We start from the raw sequence: 12,416 nt of genomic DNA, 5'->3' as shown, positions 1-12,416 counted from the left end.
AAAATGATTAAGGATAATTGCGGATTGGTATAATATTTGGGCACAAAAAAAGCATACCTAGGTATGCTTTTTTATGTTTTCTACGCTACTTTAATTAAATACCACGTTTTCACTACCTGGGGCAGCTTTGAACTCAGAAATAATTTTAACGCAATCGGCCTTAATCTCATCACTGTAGCATTCCTCTGCACGCCAGCGCGCAGTGTCTTGCTTAAAAATTTCTTTTTTAGAATATTTTTTACGTGCGTCGTGTGTCGGCATTTCTTTTACCACTTGGTACATTTTATAAATACCAGGATACTGTGTGGTTAAATCTCGTTCGTCTTCAAAACCGTATTGCGACATAAGCACCCAAACGCGCAAACATCCCTCTGAAAACTCACACTGCTCTTCATTCATTGCACGTGCGATTAAATGAATACTGTCGGCAAGCTTAGCATTTCGCTTTAAACGAGACGCTGCAAGCTTTTGCTTTTGCTCAGCTTGTGTTTTAGCTATTAACTTTTTTTGCGCACTTAACTTATATAACAACTGACCCGCATAAAATGCCAAACCAGCTATAATGATAGCGCCTAAACATAAAGCCACGATAACTGCAGTACTCATTAAATACCCTTAATTACTTATCTTCGTCTTCATCATCGTCTAACCATTCACTGGCAAGATCATTTGATAAATACTGGTCGAAGTCTGAATTGCTCTCTTCGCCAAAATCATCTTCATCATCAAACTCATCTTCGTCTTCAAGACCTAATAACTTACATAGAACCTGATGACGAGCAATGCGGCTATTGAAGTACTTCGCATCTTTACCAGTCAGCATCTCACCGCCTTCATGACGCTCCACTAGCTTGAGTAAACGCACATCATTTTCAAGCTCTTCAAGCTCTTGCTCTGGCGAAAGCTCTGGTTGAATGACTTTCTTAAGTTCAACAGCTGGTTTTAAGTTACGTTTCATTTCTACTTTTGGTTCAGCAGCAACAGGCACTAAAGACACCGGTTTTTTACTACCTATGCGTTTATCTCTTGAACTTGAATGCGATGCTTGGCTTTGTTCTTCAAGCAAATCTGGCGCATTACGGGAACCAGGCTTAGCACCTTTGGTTTTTTTAACACGCTGCTCTTTTAACGCACGCATTTCTTTAAGCTTATCTTGGCTTAAGCGAACAGGTCCATTTGATGGGATTTTACGTGACTTTTTCTTTCTACTCATATCTTGATCATCTCACTTAAGAGGTTTTGAGCGAGGCGCAAATTAATAGGCATCGCAATGCTGGCAAAGCCAGAAGAATTCAGTTTGCGCTTAAGAGGTTGGGCTACTCTTTAAAATTACGCACTAGCAAATTGCTAAACGGTGGGTATTGTAACAGGACAAATAAAAAGGCGGTAGAGAAAACATCTCTACCGCCTACTAATCTGAGCGCCATTGAATGGACACTTCTCCCTTCGACTTTTTAGTCTTTGTTATTTTTATTATTATCAGTCCGTATTGTTATTATTTTTACGTTCCTTGTTTCATTCCATTTTGTTTTTATTATTAAACTTCCATGAGTTATTTTATTATTTTCGGTCATCCTGACTCTTTTGTAGTATTTCCTTTAGTAGCACTATCATTGTGCCATGTAGTCGTGCCGCGCTACTATCCTTATAGCTGTTTCCATTTTTTTATTGTTTTTTGCGACAGGAGTTAATTTACTCGTTAATAATTTTGTTACAACTGGTTTATATCTTTTTTCTTACATTGCACCTATATTCAAATAAAAGCCTATTTAAATAACAATAACTTAACAAAAAAAAGACGTTTAAAATAAGACTTTTACCATACATTGACATGGTCAATGTCTCACAAAGTAAAAGACAATATCGCCAATTTCTGACACAAAAAAAGCAACCGAGGTTGCTTTTTTTCAATATTACATTGTAGTTGGTATCTAAATTTAGATAAATACGACTTTAGTGTAAACCACCTAAGTACTTAGAAAGCACTTCAATGTCTTTGTCTGTTAGCTTTTTAGCTATGTCACCCATCATACCGTTAAGGTCATTATTACGAGTACCATTACGAAACTTTTCAAGCTGAGACTTGATGTACTCTGGGTGCTGAAAAGATACTTTTGGAAACTTAGCTAACGATGAACCGTTACCACGAGGACCATGGCATGAAGCACATGAAGGAATTCCTCGCTCTGCATCACCCGCTTTGTAAAGCATTGCGCCTACTTCAACAACGTCTTTAGGTGTTGAACCTTCTGACATGTTTAGTGAAGAAAAATAAACTGACAGATCTTTCATGTCTTGTTCGCTTAATGGCATTGCCATTGCGCTCATAACAGGATCCATACGTCCTTCTTTTCCGCCTGAAGTCATACCTAGTTTAAATTCCTGCAATTGCTTGAGGATATAATCTGGGTGTTGGCCTGCAATTTTAGGGTAAATATTAACCGGCGCATTGCCGTCTGGGCCGTGACATGCCGCACACGTTGCTGATTTTTGTTTACCTGCGTTTACATCGCCATCAAATGCTGTTGCGTTGCTTGCTGACAACGCACCAAGCAGTATTGTTAAAGATAGTGCTATTTTTTTCATGGTGAATTCTCTGTTCCCGACCCTGTATCATCTACAATCATGATGTTGCAATACATATATTCTACACGATAATAAATTCTCTGGCACGTTTTCTACACATATTAAGCTTATAATTTACAGGGTTTTGACTAAGGTGAAGCTTTAATATGCTTTAAATGTACCACAGCCAGTGCTTTTAGGTACTCAAATACGCTTTTTAATACATACTTTATAGTATAAAATACGCACCCTAAGTAAATTTGGTTTACTTAACGTTACTTTTAAAGTTTTAGGAGAGCCTGTGCTCAAATCTCGTATCAAATATAATACCGCGTCTTTCGTTACAAGCGCTCCAGACATCACTAAATTACCTGCTGATACGGGAATTGAAGTTGCGTTTGCGGGTCGTTCTAATGCAGGTAAATCAAGTGCGCTAAATGCATTAACCGATCAAAAATTAGCACGTACAAGTAAAACCCCTGGCCGAACTCAATTAATTAATACGTTTGAGTTAGCCGACGTTGACAACATGCGGTTAATAGATTTACCCGGTTACGGCTTTGCTAAAGTACCAATTGAAATGAAAAAGAAGTGGCAAAAGTCACTAGGTGAATATCTTCAAAAGCGCCAAAGCTTAAAAGGGATTGTTGTTTTAATGGATATTCGTCATCCGTTAAAAGATTTAGACCGAGACTTAATTAACTGGGCAATAGGCAGTGAGATTCCTGTATTAGCATTATTAACTAAAGCAGACAAACTAAAACAAGGTGCGCGCAAAGCCCAAGTACTTCAGGTACGACGTGAACTAAGCGCACTTGATGGCGATATTACTGTTCATGCTTTTTCGTCTTTAAAAGGCACTGGATTACCAGAAGTTGCGAAAAAACTAGACGAGTGGTTTTTAGGCCCCGTGATCGCAGTACCGCCAGCAGACAAAGCATCTGACGAAAGTAGTTCAGACACTCGTACCACAAGCTAAGTTAAGTAAAACGCCTCACCCGAAGATCGAATAAAATAGCCGAGCTCATCAGACTCGGCTTTTTCAGCCCACTGATAAAATACACTTCTTGAAATGCGTGCACTACAGCCAAAAGGTAAAATTAAATAAGGCACTTTAGCGCCTTTATAGCTTTTTACCAGCAGAGGCTGCTGCTGACTAACAACCCACTGCCTGGCTAAATTATCAATACAACATAATGCCTCGCCTTCAGATGTCTGTTCTAAAAACCAGTCAACAATAATAAATGGCGCATCTACTACTGTAATTTTAATTTTTTCGATAGGTGTTTTTAAATAAAAATATTCATCTTCTTTGCACAACACAGAAGCAAACAACTTAACCATAGGCGCCCTTGTTATTTTACTACCACCGTAAAACCACTCACCTTGGTCGTTAATAACTATTGGCAACTCACCACAATGCGAGGGTTGCCAGCTATCAAAGGGCTTACTCGGCTCACTTAACTGTTTACTGAGCTCATTAAGCGAAATCACTATTTTTTAAGTGTTAATGCAAATGAAACGGGGATAGCGGTTGCAATAGAAGGTAAACCAGCAAGTTCTTGTAATTGTTTAACCCCCTCTGTCACACCAAAGTCGCCACTATTTATAATAACTGGCGTAAATGAAGCCAGCATCAAATCACCACTTTTATTGCTATTTACGAGCACATCAATTATGAGTGATTTTTTGTTGCCATGAAAATCAAGCTCAGCACTAATTCCTTTTAGCACGTAACTGCCCGGTTTTTTAATTGTTGATAACGACTGTTTCAAATTAGCGGTTAGCACGGCTTTTGGGAAAGTATTTACTTCAAATAACAGGCTTGTAAGCCGTTGATTACGGATAGGTATAAACGTTTCTGCCGATGCTAAATCTATATGAATATTAAACTCACCCTCATCGCTAAGCTTGCCTTCGATCGCAGTGAAGTGATGAGCTTCAGCAATGGTGTCTTTTTTTATAGAAACAAAACTTATCTGGCTTTTATCGTTGTCTAACTGCCAATTGGCAAAGGTAAAATTAGACATAAATAAACTTGATAACGAAAGGCCTGTAATAGCTAACGCTTTAAACATAACGCACTCCTTTAAATATATAAATCAAGAGAAATCTCATTGGATACTATCATTTAGAAATAGCTTAAACCATACTAAAATATGGGATTACAATATCGTAATTAACACCCGATATAACTACGACATTTGAGCATAAGAATGAACACATTAGAATAAAGCAAGAAAACTGAAAAGCGCATAATAAAAAACGGCCTAATAAAAGGTTATTAGGCCGATATAGCAAACTGGGGAGTTGCTAACAATTTGTTGCATCTTTACAGACGCATCATCAACAGGATGTCCTACAGAGTAGGACGGGCGGGACTTTAACAAAAGCACGCATAAAAATACAATCATATTCTGCATTAATAGTTAGAATTGACGAACATGTAACCATTTAGCATAAATAATTACCTATTTTAACCTATTTTAACCTATTTTAACCTATTTTTAACTAAATTCTGTTTATAAAAAATTGAAGAATAAGTTACTCATATTTTTAATACACATAAAAAAAGCGCCTATCGGCGCTTTTATTGTTTATAGAATTTAGTGGGCTTGCTCCCAATTTTCACCTTCGTCAGCCTCTACTATTAGCGGTACATCGAGTGAAGCAGCTTGTGACATTAGCTCACAAATTTTTGCAGTATAAGTCTCTGCACAATCAGTTTTGATTTCAAATACCAATTCATCATGCACTTGCATGAGTAACTTAACAGTATTTGGAGCTTGCTCATACACCCACTGATTAACACTTAACATGGCCTTTTTAATTATATCAGCAGCGGTGCCTTGCATTGGCGCATTAATAGCTGCGCGCTCTGCGCCTTTGCGACGGGCTCCGTTACGCGCATTTATTTCAGGTAAATGTAGTCGGCGTCCAAATATTGTTTCAACATAACCATTCTCTGCTGCTTTTTCGCGTGTTGTTTCCATGTACTCTAATACACCAGGAAAACGTTCAAAGTATTTATCAATATAATGTTGAGCTTCATGGCGTGGAACATCTAACTGACGGGCTAAACCAAAAGCCGACATACCATAAATAAGACCAAAGTTTACGGCTTTTGCTTTACGGCGCATATCTGTTGTTACGTCATCTAAATCAACACCAAACACTTCTGAGGCGGTCGCACTATGAACATCTAGGCCATTCGCAAAAGCATTAAGTAAACCTTTATCTTGTGAAAGATGCGCCATTATACGCAGTTCAATTTGGCTGTAATCTGCTGCAACTATCTTATACCCATCGGCTGCAATAAAGGCTTCTCGAATACGGCGACCTTCTTCTGAACGAATTGGAATATTTTGCAGGTTAGGATCGGTAGAACTTAAACGCCCTGTCGCTGTTACAGCCTGATGATATGACGTATGCACACGTTGCGTTTTTTCATTAACCATAAGGGGTAGTTTATCGGTATATGTTGATTTAAGTTTTGATAAACCACGGTGCTCAATTATCACTTTAGGTAACGGATAATCATGAGCGAGCTCTTGAAGTACTTCTTCAGCTGTTGAAGGTGCACCTTTAGGCGTTTTTTTAATTATTGGCAGCTCTAGCTTTTCAAACAATAATACTTGTAACTGTTTTGGTGAACTCAAATTGAAAGGTTCACCTGCAATTTCAAACGCCTCTTTTTCAAGTTCAATTAAGCGCTCACCTAAGCGTTGGCTATGCGCGCCAAGCATATTGCTATCAATCGCAACCCCTGTGCGCTCAATATCTGAAATGACGCTTACCAATGGCATTTCAATATCTTCAAATACCGATTTAAGCTTTTCATCCGCCTCAATTTTAGGCCATAGCACTTCGTGTAAGCGAAGTGTTATGTCTGCGTCTTCAGCTGCATAAGGCGCTGCTTTTTCGAGTTCAATTTGATTAAACGTTAGCTGCTTTTTACCCTTGCCTGCAATATCTTCAAAGCTAATATTTTTATGGCCTAGGTATTTTAGTGCCAACGAATCCATATCATGACGCGTACCTACGCTGTTAAAAACATAAGACTCAAGCATAGTGTCAAATTTAATACCATTAAGTTCATAGCCAGCATTGGCTAATACGCTTTTGTCGTATTTAAGATTCTGTCCTACTTTTGCTTTATTAGGGTCAGCTAAAATTGGTCCAAGCTTTTGCATCACAAATTCAAGGCTTAGTTGTTCTGGCGCATCAGGATAATCGTGCGCGACCGGTAAATATGCCGCCTCGCCTGATTTAACGCTAAAGCTCATGCCTACTAGTTGAGCTTGCATGTAATCGAGGCTAGTTGTTTCTGTATCAAATGCAAAAAGCTCAGCGCTATTGAGCTGCTCTATTAGCGTATTAAACTGCGCCTCTGTTAAAATTGTCTCGTAATGAGCCTCTTCAACTTTTGGTAATTCTGTCTCCTCAGATGGAACCGCTAAATGAGTTTGTGCATCACTTGGGTTATCTAGCAGCTCAGCTAACCAACGACGAAATTCGCATTCACCATATAATGCAATTAACTCGTCTTTATTTGGCTCTTGTAATTTAAACGTATCAAGATCTGATTCAACCTCAACGTCACACTTAATGGTCGCCAACTCATAACTTAAAGGTAAATGATCTAATGCATTTGCTAATTTTTCACCAATTTTGCCTTTAATTTCGCCTGCGTTATCCATTACACCTTGCAGAGATCCATATTTTTGCAACCATTTTACGGCTGTTTTGGGGCCACAGCCTTCAACGCCTGGAATGTTATCAACTTTATCGCCCATAAGAGCCAGGTAATCAATGATCAGTTCAGGACCAACACCAAACTTTTCAACCACAGTGTCAGGATCTGAAATACTGTCAGTCATGGTATTAATAAGTGTCACATGCTCATTCACAAGCTGAGCCATGTCTTTATCACCGGTCGAAACCAGTACATGGCGTTTTTGTTCAGATGCAATTCGCGCAAAGGTCCCAATGACATCGTCGGCTTCAACCCCTTCAATACTAATAAGCGGGAACCCCATTGCTTTAATAATACTGTGGATAGGTGCTATTTGGGTGCGTAAATCGTCAGGCATAGGTGGGCGATTAGCCTTGTATTCGCTGTACATGTCATTACGGAATGTTTTACCTTTCGCGTCAAACACAACCACCATATGCGTAGGATCATATTGTCTGATCAGGCTTTTAAGCATATTAATAACGCCATAAATAGCGCCCGTAGCCTCACCCTTAGAATTAGTTAGATGCGGAGGAGAATGATAAGCACGGAATAAATACGACGAGCCATCAACTAAAATAAGTGGGTTTTCGGGGATCTGAGCCATGGTGAAATTGGATCCTAAATGCTAAAAATTATGATAATTGTAAGCATGCCACAAGGGTTAAAATAAAACGACTATCAATTAATGCTAGGTATTTTATTTAAATAAGAGCAAGCTGTGGATAAGTATGTAGATAACAGACACAAATAATTCTTCCAAAGCATATTTAAACGCCTAGAAAAATAATTAACTATATGTTTTAATTTAAAAAAGATAATACGAAGTTCTTTTTTTATTATTTTTAAACCAATGTGGAAAAAGGTTTTTTATGGCTGCTGATGCCATCACCTACTTTAGTTATTCTCGTCCATTTAAATAACCGGAGGAGTATTCTAGCATAATGGATCGAAGATCATAGCGATCCTTTATACTTTTTTTTATTGGTGTTAATTGTGAAATGGCATATGCCGCATTGCAACTTACTTAGCGGATAATTTTCACGCAAAAATTAATTTAAAGAGACAATTTAGCTCGTGTTAAACTTCAAACTATAGACTGAATAAATTTAATCAAGGAGCACAAAAGCATGAAAAAAGTAGCCGTGTTATTAGCTGGAAATGGTGTATACGATGGTGCCGAAATTAATGAAGCCATTTTGACTCTTCTACACATAGCTAAAAATGGTGCAACATACCAGTGTTTTGCACCAGACATAGAGCAACTTCACACTATTAATCACCTAGCGGGTGAGGAAATGAGTGAAAAGCGTAATGTATTAGTAGAAGCTGCACGTATTGCCCGAGGTGAAATAAAAACGCTTAACCACCTCAATATTGATGAGTTTGACGCATTAATAGTTCCAGGTGGCTTTGGCGCTGCGAAAAACTTATGTGACTTCGCTTTAAAAGGTGCGCAAGCGACTATTAATAGTGACGTATTAAACGCGTGTAAACAATTCGCTAATGCTAATAAACCAGCTGGCTATATGTGTATTGCGCCTGCGTTAATTCCATTTATTTACGATAATGCAAAGCTCACTATTGGCAATGATAATGACACAGCTGCCGCACTCACTTCGCTTGGCGCAACACATTTAAACTGTGACGTTGATGACGTTGTGATTGACCAGCACAATAAAATTGTGACTACACCTGCTTACATGCTAGCGCAATCGATTGTTGAAGCAGATGCGGGGATCGAAAAACTTGTAAAGTCCGTATTAGCATTAAATTGATTGTAACAAAGGTTATTTATTGGATGACCAGGTATATTGGCTAAATAAATACGCCAAGGCACTTATTTTTGTTGAGCTAACGCAAAAAGTAGTCAGTTTTTAGTAATAAAAATACCTCTTAGCATTTTATAAATTGCCTCAGAGAGTTATAATCGGCGTAATTTCCGTCATCTATATCGTGATTGATCACGTTCAAATCGAAGTGAGCAAGGCAAAATGAAAAAATTAACAGCATTAGCATTATTAGTGTTAGCAACTACAGCATACGCACAGCCATATGATAACTCTATGACTGAAGATGCAATTAAAAAGCGTTTAGCACCTGTTGGTGCTGTGTACCTTGAAGGTGATAAAGCTGCAGTAGCTGCCGCACCAACAGGGCCCCGCTCTGGTGAGCAAGTTTACCAGGCTGCATGCTTTGCATGTCATGGTACAGGCGCATTAGGTGCACCTAAATCTGCAGACGATTGGGCACCGCGTATTGCCAAAGGCAAAGATACGCTGCTTGAGCATGCAATTAACGGCTTTAATGCAATGCCTGCTAAAGGCACATGTATGGATTGTTCTGACGATGAAATAAGCGCAGCAATCGATTTCATGACAGCAGAATAATTATCCGTTAGACATAAAAAAAGGCTTAACTTGTTAAGCCTTTTTTTATGTCTAAAATGCCGCGTTAACCATTATTTTTATTAGAATATCAACTTGACGCTAAGCACTAAAAGTGAAAGTATAAGTCTAATAACTATACAATAATAATATCGGTCACATCATTGGAAGATAAACTCCCTGCATTGAGTAAATTAGCGTACCAAAATAAACGCCTCAAAACCCTACTCGAAAAGTACAAGCAATCACACCATTTGCAAAACGCGCTTATCCAATTATCTGAGCGCGCGAGTACGGTTTCGGAGCTAACTCTACTTTATCCCGCTATCCACGATATTTTGCAAAAGTATGTGCCTAGTAAAAGCTTTTATGTCGTTTTACAAAACCAACAATGCCAATCGTTAGAGCTTTCTTATTTTTCAGACGAAAAAGATGGTATTGCAGTACCACTAAATCACTCTAATAGCTTTGATGAAGGCGCCACAGGTTACGTTTTTAATGAAGGTAAAACTACTTACTTTACAAAACAACAAATGCAAGACGCCGCCGCTGATGGTTTATTCAAGGCTTTAGGTACACCCGCTGAACATTGGGTAGGTGTACCTGTGTACCAAGAAAAAAATATTATTGGTGTGTTAGCCGCACAAAGCTATGACGTAAATCAGAGTTATAACTCTCAGCAAATACAACTTCTTGAAGTGATGTCGCTGTATTTAGCGACGGCAATAGAGCGTGTAAAAAAACGTGAATATTTAGAGTCAGAAGTAAAAATTCGTACCCGAGCACTGACCCAAAGTAACGATGCACTCAACCTTGAAGTTGCCAATCGCAAACGCGCGCTGCAGCGCCAGCAAATTTTATTTAAAGTATCTGAAATTGCTACCCAAGCTAAAAACCTTGATGACGCTTACGTTAAAATACACGACATAATAAAAACAATTACCTACGCAGAAAACCTTTACATTGCACTCTATGACAAAGACTCAGGTTGGATAACATTCCCTTACTGTGTTGATGAATATAAAGAAAATACTCAGCCCCGTCAGTTTGCCAAAGGCTACAGCGAATTAGTTATAAGCACAGAAGAAACGCAGCTTATAAATCCTGATAAGGCACAAGCGCTATTAAACAGTGGCATAGTACAACACTCAACACCTGTCCCTCAAACACAACAAGCCACTAGTTGGCTGGGCGCACCTTTAAAAACATCTCAGGGTGTTATTGGTCTAATTGTGTGCCAAGCATACAACAATAAACATATTTTTAGTCATGACGATAATGAACTAATTACCTTTGTATCGCACCAAATAGCAGCTGTTTTGCAAACTAAACTAGCGAATCAGGCCATTGCAAAAAGCCATCAAGAGCTTGAGTTTAGAGTAAACGAAAAAACAAAAGAACTACAACAAACTAATTTGCATTTACAAATGCAAATTGAAGAACGAAAAAAAATAGAGCAACAGCTTTATCACGACGCCCATCACGACTCGTTAACCAGTTTGCCAAACCGTAGTTTGTTTTTAACTCAATTAGAAAAAACACTTCAGCACTTTCAACGCTTCCCAGACCGTCACTTTGCCGTACTTTTTATCGATTTAGATAAGTTTAAGGATATTAACGACCAACTCGGCCATCAGGCTGGCGATCAGCTCTTAATTAATGTAAGTGAGCTTTTTTCACAATGTATTCGTGAGCACGATTTATTAGCCCGTTTGGGTGGAGATGAATTCGTTATTTTACTAACGCATTTAACCGAACCACAACAAGCCGAAGATGTGGCTAATCGCATTATCGATTTAATGAAAAAGCCTTTTAATATTAAAGGTACTTTACTGCAAAGCGGTGCGAGCATTGGTATAAATTACTCTAAACAAAGCTATAAACACACAGATGAAATTATTCGTGATGCCGATGCCGCAATGTACCATGCAAAAAATTCAGGGAAAAATCGTTACGAGTTATTTCATCCGCTACTCACTCAATCGATTGCTGATGTAGGGCAAAAAGCATTGCATCATCTTGATGTAATGCCGATGAGTTTTAGAAGCTCAGAAATTATTACTTTAAATGAGCAACAACAATCTGAATCGCTATTTGAAGCATTTGGTGAACACCCTATTTTAGGGTTTACCAGTTTTGAGGTTTTGAAAAAATTTGCCACCGACAAAGAGCAGCACCTCAAAGTCGAGTTACAACTGCTAGAGTGTGCTTACGCGCAGGCCATAAACGCCAATGTGGCAATGGCACTAGTACCCTGCTCTGCTTTATTACTCGAAAAACACGAATTTACTTTATTTATTGATGTATTAAACAAACAACGCGGTCCAAGCCAGCTTTGTTTACTTTTTGATGAGCAAGAAATTCGCCATGCATGTGCTACCCAGCTAGAAAACCTTAAGCAATTATCGTTGTTAGGGTACTCAGTCGGCCTAAATAATTTTGCTAAAGACAGATGTGAACTGAATTTATTAACTGATGTTAACTTTGACTATCTACTACTTAGCTCCACCTTCAGTAAACGTATACTGCAGCAAGAAAGCTACGATCTGCAACTGCAAGGTGTGCTTCCTATCACTAAGCTCAAAAAAATAAAGGTAATAGCGAAAGGGCCTTCTATACTTAATTTTAGAGCTTTATTAGATAAACATGGTTTGTCATTTTTTGTTGGCAAACAACATACATTAACCTGCTCTAAGCTAAATCAAGGACACATCAGTCAGTCTATTTAA

10 protein-coding genes are annotated in these 12,416 nt (G+C 38.5%); 4 read left to right on the top strand and 6 right to left on the bottom strand.

What is annotated here, in order from left to right; translation table 11 throughout:
* Positions 1-90: 90 nt before the first annotated feature.
* From ATS76_RS00140 to ATS76_RS00130, 3 genes are all read right to left on the bottom strand, one after another.
* Positions 91-606 carry a DUF2489 domain-containing protein gene (locus ATS76_RS00140; RefSeq protein WP_058550567.1) on the bottom strand — a complete coding sequence of 172 codons (516 nt, stop codon included), beginning with the start codon at positions 604-606 and terminating at the stop codon, positions 91-93.
* A gap of 13 nt (positions 607-619) precedes the next feature.
* Positions 620-1,213: a Der GTPase-activating protein YihI gene (yihI, locus tag ATS76_RS00135; RefSeq protein WP_058550566.1), complete on the bottom strand. Its 594-nt coding sequence runs from the start codon at positions 1,211-1,213 to the stop codon at positions 620-622.
* A gap of 740 nt (positions 1,214-1,953) precedes the next feature.
* Positions 1,954-2,586, bottom strand: coding sequence for a c-type cytochrome (locus ATS76_RS00130; protein ID WP_058550565.1), 633 nt, complete (start codon positions 2,584-2,586; stop codon positions 1,954-1,956).
* A gap of 280 nt (positions 2,587-2,866) precedes the next feature.
* Here ATS76_RS00130 and yihA point away from each other — a divergent pair, with 280 nt between their 5' ends.
* Positions 2,867-3,544 carry a ribosome biogenesis GTP-binding protein YihA/YsxC gene (gene yihA, locus ATS76_RS00125; protein ID WP_058550564.1) on the top strand — a complete coding sequence of 226 codons (678 nt, stop codon included), beginning with the start codon at positions 2,867-2,869 and terminating at the stop codon, positions 3,542-3,544.
* On the opposite strand, the gene ATS76_RS00120 is transcribed toward yihA, so the two are convergent.
* From ATS76_RS00120 to polA, 3 genes are all read right to left on the bottom strand, one after another.
* Positions 3,541-4,059: a DUF1285 domain-containing protein gene (locus ATS76_RS00120; protein WP_058550563.1), complete on the bottom strand. Its 519-nt coding sequence runs from the start codon at positions 4,057-4,059 to the stop codon at positions 3,541-3,543. The two genes, yihA and ATS76_RS00120, sit on opposite strands and share 4 nt — an antisense overlap.
* Entirely contained in the window at positions 4,059-4,643 is a 585-nt protein-coding gene (locus ATS76_RS00115) for a YceI family protein (protein ID WP_058550562.1), read from the bottom strand. The genes ATS76_RS00120 and ATS76_RS00115 overlap by 1 nt, the downstream gene beginning before the upstream one ends.
* A 528-nt stretch (positions 4,644-5,171) precedes the next feature.
* The gene (polA, locus tag ATS76_RS00110) at positions 5,172-7,907 is read right to left on the bottom strand and encodes a DNA polymerase I (RefSeq protein WP_058550561.1); all 2,736 of its coding nucleotides are present in this window, start codon (positions 7,905-7,907) and stop codon (positions 5,172-5,174) included.
* Between the two features lie 523 nt (positions 7,908-8,430).
* On the opposite strand from polA, the gene elbB reads away from it, so the two are divergent.
* The 3 genes from elbB (at position 8,431) to ATS76_RS00095 (ending at position 12,416) form a co-directional block, all read left to right on the top strand.
* Positions 8,431-9,078: an isoprenoid biosynthesis glyoxalase ElbB gene (elbB, locus tag ATS76_RS00105; RefSeq protein ID WP_058550560.1), complete on the top strand. Its 648-nt coding sequence runs from the start codon at positions 8,431-8,433 to the stop codon at positions 9,076-9,078.
* Between the two features lie 216 nt (positions 9,079-9,294).
* Positions 9,295-9,690 (top strand): c-type cytochrome, encoded by a 396-nt coding sequence (locus ATS76_RS00100; RefSeq protein ID WP_058550559.1) that lies wholly within the window; start codon positions 9,295-9,297, stop codon positions 9,688-9,690.
* 161 nt (positions 9,691-9,851) lie between these two features.
* Positions 9,852-12,416 (top strand): bifunctional diguanylate cyclase/phosphodiesterase, encoded by a 2,565-nt coding sequence (locus tag ATS76_RS00095; protein ID WP_058550558.1) that lies wholly within the window; start codon positions 9,852-9,854, stop codon positions 12,414-12,416.

Origin of the sequence: Pseudoalteromonas sp. 10-33, assembly GCF_001469195.1 — a bacterium.
In the GTDB taxonomy this organism is placed as follows: Bacteria; Pseudomonadota; Gammaproteobacteria; order Enterobacterales; family Alteromonadaceae; genus Pseudoalteromonas.
Note: the sequence above shows the minus strand (reverse complement) of the source record. Positions and strands in the feature narration are given on the sequence as shown.